The sequence below is a fragment of the Shuttleworthella satelles DSM 14600 genome (genome assembly GCF_000160115.1).
In the GTDB taxonomy this organism is placed as follows: domain Bacteria; phylum Bacillota; class Clostridia; order Lachnospirales; family Lachnospiraceae; genus Shuttleworthia; species Shuttleworthia satelles.
In genome coordinates this window covers 682,225-699,299 of sequence record NZ_GG665866.1, presented here as the reverse complement: position 1 = coordinate 699,299, position 17,075 = coordinate 682,225, and the positions used below count along the sequence as shown (strand labels likewise).

The 17,075-nt window shown below is 54.7% G+C and carries 13 protein-coding genes; 12 read left to right on the top strand and 1 reads right to left on the bottom strand.

Annotation, left to right across the window (positions count from 1 at the left end; translation table 11 throughout):
- Nucleotides 1-3 precede the first annotated feature (3 nt).
- The 6 genes from GCWU000342_RS03125 (at nt 4) to nagA (ending at nt 6,772) form a co-directional block, all read left to right on the top strand.
- Complete coding sequence (locus tag GCWU000342_RS03125) at nt 4-1,338, top strand: ABC transporter substrate-binding protein (RefSeq protein ID WP_006905795.1); 1,335 nt, start codon at nt 4-6, stop codon at nt 1,336-1,338.
- Between the two features lie 132 nt (nt 1,339-1,470).
- Nucleotides 1,471-2,382 (top strand): carbohydrate ABC transporter permease, encoded by a 912-nt coding sequence (locus tag GCWU000342_RS03120; RefSeq protein WP_044959352.1) that lies wholly within the window; start codon nt 1,471-1,473, stop codon nt 2,380-2,382.
- Between the two features lie 8 nt (nt 2,383-2,390).
- Nucleotides 2,391-3,314 carry a carbohydrate ABC transporter permease gene (locus tag GCWU000342_RS03115; RefSeq protein ID WP_006905792.1) on the top strand — a complete coding sequence of 308 codons (924 nt, stop codon included), beginning with the start codon at nt 2,391-2,393 and terminating at the stop codon, nt 3,312-3,314.
- A 67-nt stretch (nt 3,315-3,381) separates the two neighbouring features.
- Nucleotides 3,382-4,302: a dihydrodipicolinate synthase family protein gene (locus GCWU000342_RS03110; RefSeq protein ID WP_006905791.1), complete on the top strand. Its 921-nt coding sequence runs from the start codon at nt 3,382-3,384 to the stop codon at nt 4,300-4,302.
- 87 nt (nt 4,303-4,389) lie between these two features.
- A complete protein-coding gene (locus GCWU000342_RS03105) occupies nt 4,390-5,382 on the top strand; it encodes an ROK family protein (RefSeq protein ID WP_045000221.1) in 993 nt (330 codons plus the stop codon).
- 118 nt (nt 5,383-5,500) lie between these two features.
- Nucleotides 5,501-6,772, top strand: coding sequence for an N-acetylglucosamine-6-phosphate deacetylase (gene nagA, locus GCWU000342_RS03100; RefSeq protein WP_006905789.1), 1,272 nt, complete (start codon nt 5,501-5,503; stop codon nt 6,770-6,772).
- A gap of 110 nt (nt 6,773-6,882) precedes the next feature.
- Here nagA and GCWU000342_RS03095 read toward each other — a convergent pair whose 3' ends face one another.
- Complete coding sequence (locus GCWU000342_RS03095; protein ID WP_045000219.1) at nt 6,883-7,701, bottom strand: enoyl-CoA hydratase-related protein; 819 nt, start codon at nt 7,699-7,701, stop codon at nt 6,883-6,885.
- A 194-nt stretch (nt 7,702-7,895) separates the two neighbouring features.
- On the opposite strand from GCWU000342_RS03095, the gene GCWU000342_RS03090 reads away from it, so the two are divergent.
- The 6 genes from GCWU000342_RS03090 to ileS all read left to right on the top strand — a co-directional run bounded on the left by GCWU000342_RS03090 (nt 7,896) and on the right by ileS (nt 16,921).
- Nucleotides 7,896-8,405 (top strand): transcription repressor NadR, encoded by a 510-nt coding sequence (locus GCWU000342_RS03090; protein ID WP_156784475.1) that lies wholly within the window; start codon nt 7,896-7,898, stop codon nt 8,403-8,405.
- Between the two features lie 230 nt (nt 8,406-8,635).
- Nucleotides 8,636-9,724 (top strand): PTS transporter subunit IIC, encoded by a 1,089-nt coding sequence (locus GCWU000342_RS03085; RefSeq protein WP_045000217.1) that lies wholly within the window; start codon nt 8,636-8,638, stop codon nt 9,722-9,724.
- A gap of 373 nt (nt 9,725-10,097) precedes the next feature.
- The gene (gene mutY, locus GCWU000342_RS03080) at nt 10,098-11,222 is read left to right on the top strand and encodes an A/G-specific adenine glycosylase (protein WP_006905783.1); all 1,125 of its coding nucleotides are present in this window, start codon (nt 10,098-10,100) and stop codon (nt 11,220-11,222) included.
- 286 nt (nt 11,223-11,508) lie between these two features.
- Entirely contained in the window at nt 11,509-12,525 is a 1,017-nt protein-coding gene (locus GCWU000342_RS03075) for a glycosyltransferase family 2 protein (RefSeq protein WP_006905781.1), read from the top strand.
- Nucleotides 12,526-12,559: 34 nt separating this feature from the next.
- On the top strand, nt 12,560-13,081 hold the full coding sequence (locus GCWU000342_RS03070) for a DUF308 domain-containing protein (RefSeq protein WP_006905780.1): 522 nt from the start codon (nt 12,560-12,562) through the stop codon (nt 13,079-13,081).
- A gap of 642 nt (nt 13,082-13,723) precedes the next feature.
- The gene (ileS, locus tag GCWU000342_RS03065; RefSeq protein WP_006905778.1) at nt 13,724-16,921 is read left to right on the top strand and encodes an isoleucine--tRNA ligase; all 3,198 of its coding nucleotides are present in this window, start codon (nt 13,724-13,726) and stop codon (nt 16,919-16,921) included.
- Nucleotides 16,922-17,075 lie beyond the last annotated feature (154 nt).

Sequence of the window (17,075 nt, the reverse complement as noted above, 5' to 3'; positions counted from 1 at the left end):
TATATGAGATTTAAGAGAGTTCTAGCAACAGGTTTGGCAGCGACAATGCTTGTCGGCGCTCTCGCCGGCTGCGGCCAGGGCAAGAAGAGCGCTTCGACAGACAGCGGCAAGACCGATGGCAAAGAGTCCATTACCCTGTGGACCTATCCCATCGGCAACTGGGGCAAGTCGGAGACGGTTGACAAGCTGATTGCCAGCTTCAACGAGAAGTATCCGGATATCAAGGTGACGGTTCAGTATCTGGACTACAAGACCGGCGACGATCAGGTCAACACCGCGATTGAGGGCAAGAAGGCCCCCGATCTGATCATGGAAGGACCGGAGCGACTGGTTGCCAACTGGGGGGCTAAGGGATTGATGGTTGATCTGGCCGATATGTTCGCCAAGGACGCGGCCAAGGATTTCTATCCCAATATCACGGCTGCCTGCAAGAGCTCCGACGGGAAATACTATGAGTATCCGCTCTGCATGGTTGCCCATTGCATGGCGATCAATAAGGCCAAATTCGAGAAGGCCAACGCGCTTCAGTATCTGGATCTGGAGAATCACACCTGGACGACCGAGAACTACTTAAAGGCAGTCAAGGCCCTGGCAGAATCCGGTCAGGGAGCCGACGTCACAGCGGTCTACTGCTCCGGCCAGGGCGGCGACCAGGGGACCCGCGCGCTGGTGAACAACCTCTACAAAGGCCGTTTTACCAATACGGAGCACACCCAGTATACGGTGAACTCAGAGGCTAACATCAAGGCTTTGCAGGCATTGAAGGATACCAAGGGGGTTAAGTTCGATCCCTCCATCGCCGGCGGAGATGAGATCACGCTCTTCAGGAACGGAACGCTGGCGATTTCCAATTGCTGGAACGCATCGCAGCAGAATGATTCCAAGAACGGCGAGGCGGGCAAGACCAATAATGGAGATGAGATCATCCCCATGCAGTTCCCCTCCAGTGACGGCAAGGCGGAGCTCTGCGGCGGCATCTGGGGCTTTGGAATATTCAACAACGGCTCTCAGTCAAAGATTGAGGCGGCCAAGAAGTTCATTGATTTCATGGCCAATGACCAGACCCAGACCAAGAAGTCCGTTCTCGAGTCCGGTTTCTTCCCCGCACATAAGGACCTTGGGGATGTCTACACGGGACAGGCAAATGAGAAGGTGATGAAGATGTTCACCGAAAAGTTCATGCCTTCTATGGGCGACTACTATCAGGTGGTTCCGGGCTGGGCGACTGCCCGCACCGAGTGGTGGAACATGCTGCAGAGAGTCGGCGCCGGCGGAGATATCGCCAATGAGGTCAAGACCTTCGATACCAATGCCAACGCGGCGGCTGCCAAGAAATAATAAGAGGGAATTTCAGGATTATTTACAGGAAGATGGATGAGAGGTGCCCGCCCGGACAGGGCCGGGCGCCTCTTTTTTGAAAGTCAGATGCCAACAAAACGCGTGTCTGATTCTTAGAGAGTGAGGGAAAGTTTGAGTAGAACAACAAATGCTGCGCTGAGGGAGCGGGCACTTGTGATCCGGGAGACCAGGTCGGCCTATCTGTTTTTACTGCCAAGCCTGGTATTTTTTCTCGGCTTCGTTGTCCTTCCCATGGTCTTGTGCGTCTTTACCAGTTTCTTTGATTCCACCATGGGGGCAGATACGCAGGATGTCTTTGTCGGGCTGAAGAATTATCAAAATCTCTTTGCGGATCCCATTTTCCGGAAGGCTCTGGCAAATACCTTCATCATTGTTGTGGTATCTGTGCCCGTCGTCTGCGTCTTCTCCCTCTGGGTATCGTCGCTGATCTATAAGATGAGGGGGCCGGTGCTGTCCTCCTTCCGCGTCATCTTCTACCTGCCGGTCGTCACCGGCTCCGTAGCGGTCACCGTGGTCTGGAAGTGGATGTTCAACAACTACTACGGCATCTTCAATTACCTGGGGAAGAGCACGGGGATTATCCACGAGAATATCAACTGGCTGGGAGATGAGCGCTTCGCGCTGGCCTGCATCATTCTCATCCTTCTGACAACCTCCGTCGGCCAGCCGATCGTCCTATATGTATCTGCCCTGGGCAATGTGGACGATTCGGTCGTCGAGGCCGCCAAGGTGGATGGAGCCACGAATTTTCAGCTCTTCTGGAAGATCAAGTGGCCGGCCATTATGCCGACGACCCTCTATATTCTGGTTATTACCATGATCAACAGCTTTCAGTGCTTCGCCCTGATCCAGCTTCTGACTTCTGGCGGGCCAAATCACAGCACGGACACGGTCATGTATTACATCTACTACACGGCCTTCAAGCTCTATGACTATGGCTATGCCAATGCCATGGGCGTTGTCCTGGCCATTATCATTGCGGTTCTGTCGGCAGTACAGTTCAGGGTCACCAGAGAAAGGTAAGGTGTCATATGATCAAGAAGAAAATCACACCCTATTACCTGATCGGGGTCATCCTGCTGGTCATTCTGGCCATTCTCTTTACCTTCCCTCTCTACTGGATTGTGACCGGGGCATTTAAGACCGCCGCCTCCATCAACGCCCCCTCCCCCGAGTGGTGGCCCGGCAAGTGGGTTTTAGATAATTTCAGAACCCTGATGGGGAGCCAGAAAGCCCCCCTCTGGGAGATTGCCCTCCCCTTCGGCAGCAATTTCACCGAGGACGGCGGCCCTTTGATCTTATCCTCCGGTCCGGTGGTTCCCGCTTCCATTCGCTGGATGTTAAACACGGTCTTCATGTCTGTCATGGCAATGGTGCTGACCTGCATTACGGCGACCATGGCCGGCTATGTCCTGGCCAAGAAGCGCTTTTTCGGACGAGTTCTGCTCTTCTCCTTGATTGTCTGCGCCATGGCCCTGCCCAAGCAGGTGATTCTGATTCCCCTGATTAGGGAAATGTCCACTTTGAATCTCTATGACAGCATCTGGGCTGTGATTTTTCCGACAGTGGGCTGGCCCTTTGGGGTCTTTCTCATGAAGCAGTTCTCCGAGGGGATTCCCGGGGAATTGATCGAGGCGGCCAGAATTGACGGCGCCAGTGAGCTCAAGACCTTCAATTCCATAGTCGTTCCCATGGTCAAGCCGGGAATTGGGGCCCTGGCCATTTTCACCTTCATCAATAACTGGAATGACTACTTTATGCAACTGATCATGCTCAGCTCCACTAAGCATTTGACCATCTCTCTGGGGATCGCCAAGCTGCAGGCGGAGAACTCGACCGACTTCGGCCTGATTATGGCGGGCGCGACACTGGCGGCAGCTCCGATTCTGATGATCTTTTTGGCCTTCCAGAAATATTTCACCCAGGGGATCGCAATGGGAGCCGTGAAGGGATAAGATAAGAGCGTTAAGAGGCAAAAGTCGGGCTTTGCCCGGCTTTTTCTTCCGAGGAAAGAAGGGACAAATGGCTAAGCTGGATAAGTACACAGGAGTGATTCCTGCCTTTTACGCCTGCTATGACGGGGAGGGCAAAATCAACAGGTCCGCCGTCCGTCAGATGGTGGACTACTACATCGACAGGGGGGTCAATGGACTCTATGTCAACGGTTCGTCCGGAGAGTGCATTTACCTGACGGTAGAGGAACGCAAGCGGATCATAGAGACGGTTGTAGACCAGGCGGACGGCAGGCTTACGATTATCAATCATGTGGCCTGCAATAACACCGCGGACTCCATGGAGCTCGCCCGTCATGCCGAGAGTCTGGGCGTAGACGCCATCGCGTCGATTCCGCCCATCTACTTCCATCTGCCGGAGGAGGCCATCGCGGACTACTGGAACGATATCAGCTCCGCCGCGCCCCACACGGATTTCATCATCTATAATATTCCCCAGCTGGCCGGCGTGGCCCTGTCCAGGGATCTTTATCTGAAAATGCTTGAAAATCCCAGGGTGATCGGGGTGAAGAACTCGTCGATGGCCCCCTATGATATACAGATCTTTAAGACCTGCGGAAAGGGAGATCATGTGGTCTTCAACGGGCCTGACGAGCAGTTTATCGCCGGCCGCGTTATTGGGGCGGATGCCGGAATCGGGGGCACTTACGGAGCTATGCCGGAGCTCTTCATCGCCATGAACGACTGCCTGCGAACCGGCAATCTCTCTTTGGCCGTGGAAATTCAGAATGTGGTCAACGGGATCATTGAAGAGCTCTGCGCCGGCCGAGGCAATATGTACGCCATGATCAAGGAAGTCCTTCGGATTAAGGAGGGGATTGATCTGGGATCCGTCAGAAGACCTCTTGCCCCACTGACCGGGGAGGACAGGGAGCTGGCCAAAAAGACGGCGGCCAGAATCGAGGAGGCGGTAGCCAGGTACGGTCTGTAAGGAGTCTTACGCGCATGGTTTAAACATGCTCTCGACTGAGGAAGGCGCCTCATTTTTGAAAAATATGCAGCTTGCATGCGGAGGATTATGGGGAAATATATCTGTATTGATATCGGCGGAACAGCGATCAAATATGGGCTGGTCTCTGAGGAAGGAGAAATTCTGGAAGCTCATGAGAGGCCGAGTCAGGCTGATCGAGGCGGACCCCAGCTTGTGACAAATGTCCGGGAGATCCTGGACGCTTACCTGAAGGAGACAGGACAGATTTATAAGACCACACCCGATCGGGATAAAACAAGTATACCTGATCGGGGTGAAACGAAAAGAGTCTGTGCCGGGATCTGTATCTCTACGGCCGGAATGGTGGATCCGATCAGCGGCAGCGTTTTTCACTCGGGGCCGACGATTCCAGACTACCGGGGGACCTGCTGGAAGCAGATCCTGGGCCAGGCCTATCATCTGCCGGTCGAGGTGGAAAATGATGTCAATTGCGCCTGCCTGGCGGAGGCTTTGGCCGGATCCGGCCGGGGCTGTCGAAGTGTCCTGACTCTGACTGTCGGAACCGGGATCGGCGGAGCCCTCTATCTGAGGAATGAGGACTGCGGAGGCATTTACCGTGGCTTCGGCAATGCGGCCTGCGCAGTGGGCTATATGGATCTTGGCGGACCGGGCCGCTTTGAGGAGATGGCCTCGACTTCGGCTCTGTGCCAAAGAGTTGCTGAGGCCAGGGGAGAGAAGGCGGAGGACTGGGATGGTCTTCGAATCTTTACCGCCGCGGAAGAGGGGGATCAGATCTGTATCAGGGAGATCGACCGGATGGTGGATCTTCTGGGAAGGGGCATGGCCAATCTGGCCTATATCCTCAACCCGGAGTGCCTGGTTCTGGGCGGCGGAATTATGAAGCAGGAGGACTATCTCTACCCCAGGCTGCGGGGGGCCTTAGACCATTATCTTGAGCCGGAGATTGCGAAAAAGACCAGGCTTGCCATGGCGGCCATGGGAAACCGGGCCGGGATGCTGGGGGCATATTACCACTTCAGATCCATGCGGGAGAATCGGCGCGGGGGAGATCCGGGTTGATTGGTTTTAATGGAGCATTTGCGGAGAGTGCCTTTCACTGTTTATGGCAGAGGAATCCTCGAAGAGGGATATTTTAGTCCTTGTGCAATAAGAAGGGCGGACAGGAAAAGAGGCGCCGATGGAAATCAGAAACGTGTTGGTCTATGGGAGGGATTTTCTCTTTCATCCGGGCAGTGTCAGGGTGGAAGGAGGGACCATCCGCTCTGTCACATTGGCGGAAAGACAGGGTGGGAGCGGGATAAATGAATCAAAACCTGCACACGAAATAAAAAAAGACAGAAATCATGCAAATTATGAGATCATTGACGGAGAGGGAGCCTACCTGATTCCGGGGCTGATTGACCTGCACTTCCACGGAGCGGTCGGGGCGGACGTCTGCGACGCCTCGGAGGAGGCCCTGGCCGCGATTGCAGAGTATGAACTCTCGGTCGGAGTGACTTCCCTCTGCCCGGCGACCATGACCTTGCCGGTCAGCGATCTGAATCACATTCTGGCAAACATTGCGGCATATGCCAAAAAACAGAAAAAAGAGTCTGATCCCTTCAGCCGCCGAGGAGAGAGCGCAGAGAATCCCACTTGCGCCGAGGAGAGACATCGGCCCCAGGCCTCCTATGTGGGGGTCAACATGGAGGGACCATTCATCAGCAGGGCCAAGAAGGGGGCCCAGGATGGAAGTAAGATCATCCCCTTCTCCATGGAGGTCCTGGAGGGCTTTTTGTCTGCTTCTGAGGGACTGGTCAGGTTCGTCGGAATCGCGCCGGAGGAGAACCGGGATCAGCTGGATTTCATCAGAGAGGTCAAGAACCGTGTCGCGGTTTCCCTGGCTCATACCAACGCGGACTATGACACGGCCAAGCGGGCGTTTGACCTGGGGGCGAGTCACGCCGTTCACCTCTATAACGCCATGCCGGCTTACAGTCATCGGGCTCCCGGCGTCGTGGGGGCGGTCTGTGATTCCCCCTGGGTCGGCGCGGAGCTGATAAGCGACGGGGTGCACATTCACCCCTCTGTCGTCAGAGCGACCTTTCGCATGATGGGAGAGGAGCGGATGATTCTGATCTCTGATTCCATGCGGGCAACCGGTATGCCGGACGGGACTTATACGCTGGGAGGTCTTGAGGTTGTCAAGGAGGGAAAGTATGCCCGCCTGGCCTCAGACGGGGCCCTGGCCGGATCTGTCAGCAACCTGGCGGACTGCATGCGCACAGCCGTTGGAGAAATGGGCCTGCCCTTAGAGACGGCAGTTCGGGCCGCGACCTTTAATCCGGCCAGGGAAATGGGGCTCGCAGATCAGATCGGCTCCATTGGCCCGGGGATGCGGGCGGACTTACTGCTTATGGACCGGGACCTGCGTCTGAAAGCCGTCTATAAGGACGGAGTTCGCTGCTGACAGAAAAATTAAGAGGCCAGTCATAAAAAAGGGGCTGTGAGGAAACGGAACGTTTCCTCACAGCCCCTTTATCCGAAAATCACTAGAGCCTTGTCTGGTCTCTTTAAGGGTCAGAAATCCGTCAGATCAGCGGCTCTCTTCTCTAAGAAGGCGCCCATACCCTCTCTCTTGTCATGGGTGTCATTGACCACGCCAAAGAGGTTGGCCTCCATTTCGACAGCGTTTCTGATGTCCATGTCATAGCCGTTGTTGATGGCAGCCTTGGCGATGGAATTGGCGTAAGAGCCCTTGGAGATGATCTTCTTGGCCATTGCCTGACAGGTGGGATAGAGGTCTTCTTTGGGGACAACCTTGTTGACCAGGCCGATGCGGTAGGCCTCCTGGGCGTCGATATTATCGCAGGTGAAGATCAGCTCCTTGGCGCGTCCCATGCCGACCAGACGGGCAAGGCGCTGGGTGCCGCCAAAGCCGGGGATGATTCCCAGGCCGGTCTCGGGCTGGCCGAAGAGGGCATTGTCAGAGGAAACGCGGATATCGCAGGCCATGGCGATCTCATTGCCGCCGCCGAAAGCGAATCCGTTGACTGCGGCGATGGTCACCTGGCGCATCTCCATGAGCTTGAAGAAGGGCTTGGAGGCGCGGATGCCGAAGGCTCTGGCCTGGGGGGCGGTGAATCCCGCCATCTCGGAGATATCGGCGCCGGCAACAAAGGACCGATAGGGGTCGTCGCCGCCCAGCTTCTTGTTAAAGCAGGGTCCGCCGGTCAGGATCAGAACCTTGATGTCGTCTCTGGCCTCAATCTCGGTCAGGGCGACGTTCAACTCCTCAAGGGTCTCGGTGTTTAAGGCGTTGAGAGACTTGGGATTGCTGATCTTCAAGGTTGCGATTTCCTCAGCGACATCCAGGGTCAGGTGCTTGAATTCTGTCATATTCACTCTCCTTATCAAGACAATGGCGATGCCCCTTGGCATCTCTTAAGATCATGGTAATTCTTTAACAGATGGAATTCAATTGGAATCGGCTATCTGTGGTAAACTTCATGTGAGGCGGACGGTGGATTGGATTCTGCCGGAGAAATCGAGGGCAGGCGGGCGGATGGATGAAATTTGCGGGAGGAAGATCAGTGGACAGGAAGAAACGCAAGAGCGGGCTGTTGGAGGAACTGCAGTCGGCGGACAGACCCATCAGCGCTTCGGCGCTCGCGGGGGAATTCGGAGTCAGCAGGCAGATTATTGTCGGAGATATTGCCATTCTTCGGGCGGAGGGACATAAGATCACGGCGACGCCCAGGGGATATATTCTCCCGAAAGAAACCGGACTGCCGGTCTGTCAGATTGCCTGCAAGCACGACGCCTCACAAATCCAGGAGGAGTTGAACGCGATCGTTGACTGCGGCGGCAGTCTCGTGGACGTGATTGTCGAGCATCCCCTCTATGGAGAACTGGTTGGCAATCTGCAGATTTCAAACCGGATGGAGGCCGAGGATTTCGTCAACCGGGTCAGGGACAGTAAGGCCGCTCCCCTGTCTATGCTCACCGACGGGATTCACCTTCACACAATCAGCTGTAAAAAACCGGAGTCATTCGACCGGATCCGGGAGAAGCTTCGGGAGCTTGGTATTCTTCTGTCATAAGGCAGGGAGGTGAGTTGTAATATTGCCTGCGGAAGAAGGGAATAAGCTTTTGCCACGGTATTTTTACCATGCAGCCGGAGTCAAAAGAGATATTAAGTGGCAATCATGCGGCCGGAAACAAAAAATACCATGCGGCTGGAAGGGCAGGGTGTAAAAAAAGATTGACTTTTCAGAGGGCTTTCCATAGTGTATATGCAGGTGTCATGACATATATGCGCAAGGAGGCTCTCATGTCCACTTTTCAATCCTTTCTCAAGAGAAAGAATATTGTTATTTCCGGGAAGCGCTACGGGATCGATGCCCTTGGGGCAATGGCCCAGGGCCTGTTCTGTTCGCTTCTGGTCGGAACTATTATTAATACTCTGGGGACGCAGTTTCATATCGCCGCTCTCTCCAGAACCATCGCCACCATCGCGGGAATCGACTATACCGTGGGCGGCATGGCCATGGCCATGAGCGGTCCTGCCATGGCGTGCGCCATCGGCTATGCTCTGTCCGCCCCGCCCCTGGTTCTCTTTTCGCTGATCACCGTCGGCTTCGCCTCCAATGCCCTGGGCGGTGCGGGCGGCCCTCTCGCCGTCCTGTTTGTCGCAATTATTGCTGCAGAATGCGGCAAGGCCGTGTCCAAGGAGACCAAGGTTGATATTCTGGTCACGCCGGCAGTTACCATCGGAATCGGTGTGGCCTTATCCTGGGCCATTGCCCCACTCCTGGGTTCCGCGGCGATGCAGCTGGGAAGCATTATTGTGTGGGCCACAGAGCTTCAGCCCTTTTTCATGGGAATTATCGTCTCGGTTGTCGTCGGGATTGCGCTCACTCTGCCCATCTCCTCGGCGGCTATCTGCGCCGCACTCGGTTTGACCGGACTGGCAGGAGGGGCGGCCCTGGCGGGCTGCTGCGCGCAGATGGTCGGTTTTGCGGTTGCCTCCTACAGGGAAAACGGGGTCGGCGGCCTTGTATCTCAGGGAATCGGCACCTCTATGCTCCAGATGGGCAACATTGTCAAAAATCCCCGGATCTGGATCGCTCCGACCCTCGCCTCCGCAATCACGGGCCCGATTGCCACCTGCATCTTTCAGCTGAAGATGGACGGACCGGCTATTTCCAGCGGGATGGGAACCTGCGGCCTGGTAGGCCCTCTGGGAGTCTATTCCGGTTGGATCAGTGATATTGATAAGGGACTTAAGGCGGGGATCTCTGCCGGAGACTGGATTGGTCTGGTCCTTATTTCTCTGGTCTTACCAGCGGTTTTGACCCTGCTGATTCATATGGCTGTCAAGAAGGCTGGCTGGGTTAAGCTCGGGGATCAGAAGCTGTAGAAGCTTGCTTACAGAAAGGAAGCTTAAAGAGACTAGATCAGCCGGAACAAAGGCTGTGGCAGAATGAGGTGACTTCTTTTTGGGAGAGTCACCTTTTTTGTTATGTCCGAGAGATCCTTGTGATTGCAGGATAGATTATCGGTATATTTCACTTATATTTTGTCTTATAACCCTTTATTGTGATCATGTGATAGGTTATTGTGACGATATAACAAGTCTTTGAGACTGTTTGAGGGATCATAGGTGGACCATACAGGGCAGTTTGTGTTTTAAAAGAGGCAAGGCTATATTATGGTATAGCTCAGCAAGATTCCAATGCGCAGGGCAATTTATTTTGAAATAAATGCATGAAAGATAAATTTGGGAGGAAATAATGCTGGATCAGTTTGATCTGTCGCCCCTGGTCACCCCGGCCATGGACTGGTTTCAAGTAAATAAGAGAGATCTGCCCTGGCGGCGTGACAGAGATCCCTATCATATCTGGGTCTCAGAGATCATGCTGCAGCAGACCCGGGTGGAGGCGGTCAAGCCATATTATCAGGGCTTCCTTGCAGCTCTTCCCTCCATCGCGGATCTGGCGGCCTGTCCGCAGGACCAGCTCAATAAGCTCTGGGAGGGCCTCGGCTATTATTCCAGAGTCCGCAATATGCAAAAGGCGGCCGAGGTCATTATGGAGAAGTTCGGGGGACAGATGCCCTCCGATTATGACGCCATTCTCTCTCTGCCCGGAATCGGCCCCTACACGGCGGGGGCGATTTCTTCCATTGCCTTTGACCTACCTGCACCAGCGGTGGACGGGAATGTGCTCCGCATTCTGGCCAGGGTCTCGGAGGATGATATCGACATCAAGAGTGATCTGGCCAAAAAACGGGCCCAGGCTGCTTTAGAGGGTGTGATGCCCGCGTCCGGATCAGGGATCTTTAATCAGGCGATGATGGAGATCGGAGCTACCGCCTGCTTGCCGAATGGGGATCCCCTCTGCGGGCAGTGTCCCTGGAAAAAGTATTGCCTGGCGAACAGACATGGAAGCTGGGATCATCTGCCGGTGCGGTCAAAGGGGAAGCCCAGGCGCATTGAGGAGAGGACGGTTTTCATTGTTCGAAACGGGTCAAGGGTGGTCATCGACCGAAGACCGGACAGGGGGCTCCTGGCGGGACTCTATGAGTTTCCCAATGTCAGAGAGCATTTGAGCGAGGAGGCCGCCTTGGCCTATGCCGAGCAGATGGGCTATGAGCCCCTGCGGATCAGGAGACTAGAGGAGGCCAGGCACATCTTCAGCCACGTCGAGTGGCGTATGATCGGTTATGAGATCCGGGTGTCGGATGCCGAGCTGGCAAAAGAGATGGTTGAAAATGTGCCCGCTGACAAGATATCCTGGCCCGTGGACATAGGGGAGATTTCCAGGAAATATGCCATTCCGTCCGCGTTTGCGGCCTATGCGAAAGCCATTCAATTGGAGCGGGGGCCAAAAAGAGAAGATAGAGTAATGGGACTTTGAGTCGCTGTAAAAGGCATATCGGCAAGGACCGTAAAATTCGCAGCCTAAGACGACAAAGACCAACGACCGCGAAGAGAAAATATCAGGAAAGATTAAGGGTCAGGGTTCTGACGGACTGCTACAATAGGATCATCGGCAGACGAAAAGGGCAGTTGAAAACCCGCTTCATATCGACCGGAAGCGTTACAATGGAGGTATCCGGGAGAGGAAGGACGCGGCAGGGGTTTTCCCGGAACCAAAGACAGGAATTTCTGTATGCGAAGTCGATTCGCGAGATGGAGATCGTATGAAGATTATTACATTTGCCATTCCCTCTTATAATTCGCAGGACTACATGGAGAAGTGCATCAACTCCCTCCTGCCCGGCGGAGAGGACGTGGAGATTTTGATTGTGGACGACGGATCGACGGATCGGACCGGAGAGATCGCGGACGACTACGCGGCCCGGTACCCCGGAATTTGTCGGGCCATTCATCAGCCCAACGGCGGCCACGGGGAGGCGGTCAACGCGGGACTCAGAAACGCGCAGGGCATCTACTATAAGGTGGTTGACTCCGACGACTGGGTCGATCCCGAGGCCTATGTGCAGGTGTTGAGTACCTTAAAGCGCCTAGTTCGCCAGGGGACTCCGGTGGATATGCTGCTGACCAACTACGTCTATGAGAAGGTCCATGAGAACACCAGACGCCGCATGGTCTACAGCCTGCTCTTTCCCCAGAACAAGGTGATCGGCTGGAGTGAGATGAAGCACAACATCAAGGGCTTTACCATTCTGATGCACTCTGTGACCTATCGGACCCAGATGCTTCGCGACTGCGGTCTGGAGCTGCCTAAGCATACCTTCTATGTGGACAATCTCTTTGTCTATGTTCCCCTGCCGCACGTGAAGACCCTCTACTACCTGAATGTGAATTTCTATCGCTACTTTATCGGCAGGGAGGGACAGTCCGTTGCCGAACAGACCATGATTAAGCGCATTGACCAGCAGCTGCGGGTCAACTATCTCATGATCGACTCCGTGGATCCCTGGAAGGTGACGGAGAAGCACCTGCGCAAGTATATGCTGGGCTATCTGGAGATGATTACAGTGGTCACCACATCTATGGCCTACCTCTCCCATGACAAGGAGAATCTGGAGAAGGTCAGGGCCCTCTGGCGCTACATGAAGCAGAAGGACCGCCGCACCTATATGAAGGTGCGCTACGGCATTATGGGAAGTGCCATGAACCTGCCCGGCCCCACCGGCCGCAGACTCTCGGTCAAGGCCTATCAGTTGACCAGAAAGATTATGAAGTTCAATTGATGGGGAGATTTTCAGGAAGAAGAGGAGGTCTGAGATGGATCAGAACCGGCAATTTGATTCTTATGAATCGGACCAGAAGGAGACAAATCATCCCTGGCAGCAGGGGCCAGAGGATTGGGGTGATCGTCCGCGGGACGGTCAGCAGCAGGGTATGAAGCGCTATCAGGTTCCCTATGACCCCAGACCGAGGGATTCCTATGGGAGGATTATTGACCGAACCAATGGAATGAGGGCTCTTTGGATGGGAGTCTTCGCATTGGCTTTTTTTGCGACGGGACTCAATGTCTTAGTGGCTATGGCGGCGATCGCCTTTGGGGTGATTCAGCTGGTTCGCTATTCGAGCAAGGCGGGTCGCTGGCAGGCAATTATGGGAATTGCCATGGCGCTTGCCTCCCTGACCCTTCTGATCGGCTCCTATGTCAGAATTGCGGGCAATCCGAACTTTTTGAAAATGCTGACGAATCAACCCGGGCAGAATATCCTTTTCGAGCAGGGGCAGGAGGCGAGCAGGCCGAATGTGAATGTGCAAACGGCGCTGGAGGGGAACCTCAATTGATCATGTTCTAATACCGAAAGATACTTGTCGTGTAAAAAAAGTAGATGTATTAAAGCTAGGTGAATCGGATCATAGAGCAATTTTTGTTGAAATATCAAAATCGTAAATTGCACCAGTCACACCAGACATCAATAACGGAGATCTGCAGAACGCAGAGCAGCGCTGAGGGGAAGTGATTGACGCAGAGGGCTTCCCTCTCTATAATAGGAGCGTCTTTTATATTTCAAAGCGATGAGGAAGAGAGTAGTCGAGCAGGCGACGGATGAGCGAGCCGATGTTGGTGAGAGATCGGACCTTAGCAGCTCCATGAAAATCACTTCCTGGCAGCCGACTGAAGGGCGCGGACATTTTCTGATTTGAGAGGATCTTCTCTTCCCTTGATTTTTAATGGGGAGAAGCGGATCAGGAGAAGGGAATTTGTCGTGTGCCTGTGTAGGAAGGACGGTATCTCCCCGTTATGGAGAGCGTGTATGCGGGAATCCCGGTATCGTACAGACGCGAGGTCGACCGACGAAAAGGTGTGGTTTGACGGAGCGAGCTGAAATCGAGCGGGAGGAATCAAGTACTTCGTATGGGTGGTTAGCAAGAGTCTCTTGTCCTGTGCGGGCGAGGGATTTTTTTATACCAGAGAAAGGATAGAGCATGTCTACTTACAGGAAAGTGACAAATGACCTCAACTTCGTTCAGAGGGAGAGAGAGACCAGGAAATTCTGGGAGGATCATCATATCTTCGAGAAGTCGATGGATCCCTCCAAAAAGCAGTCAACCTTTACCTTTTATGACGGTCCTCCGACGGCGAACGGGAAGCCCCATATCGGCCATGTCTTAACCCGTGTGATCAAGGACATGATCCCCAGGTACCAGACCATGAAGGGCAATTTCGTTCCTCGCAAGGCCGGCTGGGACACCCACGGACTTCCCGTTGAGATCGGTGTTGAGAAGAAGCTTGGACTGGACGGCAAAGACCAGATCGAGGAGTACGGCATCCAGCCCTTTGTCGAGCAGTGCAAGGAGTCAGTCTGGGAGTACAAGGGCATGTGGGAGGATTTCTCCGGTGCCGTTGGTTTCTGGGCTGACATGGATCACCCTTACATTACCTATGACAACAACTTCATCGAGTCCGAGTGGTGGGGACTCAAGCAGATCTGGGACAAGAAGCTGCTCTACAAGGGATTTAAGGTTGTTCCCTACTGCCCCCGCTGCGGGACTCCCCTGTCCTCGCAGGAGGTGGCGCAGGGCTATAAGACGGTCAGGGAACGGTCGGCAGTCGTTCGCTTTAAGGCCAAGGGAGAAGACGCGTATTTCCTGGCCTGGACTACGACGCCCTGGACCCTGCCCTCCAACATTGCCCTCTGCGTGAATCCCCTTGAGATCTATGCCAAGGTTAAATGCGTTGACGGGTTCACCTACTATATGGCCAAGGCACTCCTGGATAAGGTCCTTGGGCCCCTGGCCAAAGATGATCAGCCCGCCTATCAGATCATTGAGACCATGCAGGGCGCGGATCTTGAGTACCGTGAGTATGAGCCCCTCTATGACTGCGCGGCGAAGGCGGTTGAAAAGTCACACAAGAAGGCCTTCTTCATTGAGGTCGATGACTATGTCACCATGTCCGATGGTACCGGTATCGTCCACGAGGCTCCCGCCTTTGGTGAGGACGATGCCCGTGTCGGCCGCAAATATGATCTCCCCTTCGTTCAGATGGTGGACGAGAAGGGCTGTATGAAGGCTGAGACCCCCTTTGCCGGGATGCGCTGCAAGCCCACAGAGGAGGAAATGGCAAATGGGGCCAAGTCCGCTGATCCGGCGGTTTTGACCGATCTGGAGGAGAGAGGCCTCCTCTTTGACGCGCCCAGCTTTGAGCATGACTATCCCCACTGCTGGAGATGCGATACCCCCCTGCTCTACTTCGCGAGAGAGTCCTGGTTTATCAAGATGACCGCTGTCAAGGACGACCTGGTCAAGAACAACAAGTCGGTCAACTGGATTCCACCGTCAATCGGTGAGGGGAGATTCGGCAACTGGCTGGAGAATATTCAGGATTGGGGCATTTCCCGCAACCGCTATTGGGGAACTCCCCTCAATATCTGGGAGTGCGATGATTGCGGTCACCAGGAATGCATCGGGTCTCGCGCCGAGCTGGTCGAGAGGACAGGAGATGCCGCCATGGCGGACATTGAGCTGCATCGGCCCTATATCGACTGGGTGACCTTCCCCTGCCCTCACTGCGGGAAACCCATGCACCGTGTCCCCGAGGTTGTAGATGTCTGGTTCGACTCCGGCGCCATGCCATATGCCCAGCATCACTATCCCTTCGAGAATCAGGACAAGTTCGAGCAGCAGTTCCCCGCGGACTTCATCTCGGAGGCGGTTGATCAGACCCGCGGCTGGTTCTACTCCCTGATGGCGGAGTCCACCATTCTCTTCGGCAGGGCCCCCTATAAGAACGTCATTGTATTGGGCCATGTCCTGGACGGCAAGGGACAGAAGATGTCCAAGTCCAAGGGAAATGCCGTCGACCCCATGGAGGCCCTGTCCACCTACGGGGCGGACGCCATTCGCTGGTACTTCTACACCAACTCCAACCCCTGGCTGCCCAATAAGTTCCATGGCAAGGCGGTGGAGGAGGGACAGCGCAAGTTCCTCAACACCCTCTGGAACACCTATGCCTTCTATGTACTCTACGCCAACATTGACGCCTTTGATCCCACGAAGTACCGCTTGCAGACGGATCAGCTGTCCGTCATGGATCGCTGGGCACTCAGCCGCCTGAACTCCACGGTTAAGGCAGTCGACGAGAATCTGGGAGCCTACCGGATCCCCGAGGCCGGAAGAGCCCTGCAGGATTTCATTGACGACCTGTCTAACTGGTATGTCAGGAGGAGCCGCCAGCGTTACTGGGCGAAGGGGTTAGAGCAGGACAAGATCAATGCCTATCTGACTCTCTATACCTGTCTGGTGACCTTCGTTAAGCTCGCCGCTCCCATGATTCCCTTCATGACCGATGAGATCTACCGCAACCTGGTCTGCAGCCTGGATGCGGATGCGCCCGAGTCCGTTCATTTGTGTGACTTCCCTGCCTGCGATGAGAGCCTGATTGATGAGAAGCTGGAATCCGACATGAAGGAGCTGCTGAAGATCGTTGTCTTCGGCCGCGCCTGCCGCAATGCCTCCAACATCAAGAATCGCCAGCCACTGGCCCAGATGTACATCAAGGCGGAGAATCATCTGAATGACTTCTATGCGGCCATCATTGAGGATGAGCTGAATGTGAAGAAGGCTGAGTTTGTGACAGATGTCACCGCCTTTACGACCTATATCTTCAAGCCGCAGTTAAGAACCGTCGGCCCCAAGTACGGCAGGTTCCTGGGCCGGATTCAGAAGGCCCTGTCCGGCCTGGACGGAAATGCCGCCTACGCCCAGCTTCAGGAGAAGGGCAAGATCACTCTGCCTGAGGTTGACGCCTCTATCGAGCTGACTGAGGATGACCTTTTGATTACCATGACCCAGAAGGAAGGCTATGTGACGGACGGGGACAACAATGTGACCGTTGTCCTGAATACCAACCTGACCGACGCTCTGCGGGAAGAGGGAATGGTCCGTGAGATCATCTCCAAGCTGCAGACCATGCGCAAGGAGGCGGGCTTCGAGGTCATGGATCACATCGCCATTGCCTACCGCGGCAACGAGAAGATCGGCGCGATCTGCGCGGCACATGGTGAGGAGATCACTGCGGAGACCATGGCGGACTCCATCGCCGAGGGCTCTGTGGACGGCTACTCCAAGGAGTGGGATATCAACGGAGAGAAGGTGACCCTGTCGGTCGCCAGGCTTGGTTGACAACAAGAGATTTTTTCTAAAGAGTATGACGGCATAATCAGGCGCTTCTGATTATGTCGTTTTCCTTTTTGGGGAATTTTGACTTCCCCGATAAAGATCTGGTGAATGATTATGGTCCGCTTCTGGAAGGCTCACTTGTCTATGGCCATACATT

Bases quoted from the DNA above. Each gene is read 5' to 3' on its own strand.
- GCWU000342_RS03095 (WP_045000219.1), bottom strand. From the start codon at position 7,701: ATGACAGAATTCAAGCACCTGACCCTGGATGTCGCTGAGGAAATCGCA.
- nagA (WP_006905789.1), top strand. From the start codon at position 5,501: ATGGAAATCAGAAACGTGTTGGTCTATGGGAGGGATTTTCTCTTTCAT.
- mutY (WP_006905783.1), top strand. From the start codon at position 10,098: ATGCTGGATCAGTTTGATCTGTCGCCCCTGGTCACCCCGGCCATGGAC.
- GCWU000342_RS03115 (WP_006905792.1), top strand. From the start codon at position 2,391: ATGATCAAGAAGAAAATCACACCCTATTACCTGATCGGGGTCATCCTG.
- GCWU000342_RS03105 (WP_045000221.1), top strand. From the start codon at position 4,390: ATGGGGAAATATATCTGTATTGATATCGGCGGAACAGCGATCAAATAT.
- GCWU000342_RS03075 (WP_006905781.1), top strand. From the start codon at position 11,509: ATGAAGATTATTACATTTGCCATTCCCTCTTATAATTCGCAGGACTAC.
- GCWU000342_RS03125 (WP_006905795.1), top strand. From the start codon at position 4: ATGAGATTTAAGAGAGTTCTAGCAACAGGTTTGGCAGCGACAATGCTT.
- GCWU000342_RS03110 (WP_006905791.1), top strand. From the start codon at position 3,382: ATGGCTAAGCTGGATAAGTACACAGGAGTGATTCCTGCCTTTTACGCC.
- ileS (WP_006905778.1), top strand. From the start codon at position 13,724: ATGTCTACTTACAGGAAAGTGACAAATGACCTCAACTTCGTTCAGAGG.
- GCWU000342_RS03070 (WP_006905780.1), top strand. From the start codon at position 12,560: ATGGATCAGAACCGGCAATTTGATTCTTATGAATCGGACCAGAAGGAG.
- GCWU000342_RS03085 (WP_045000217.1), top strand. From the start codon at position 8,636: ATGTCCACTTTTCAATCCTTTCTCAAGAGAAAGAATATTGTTATTTCC.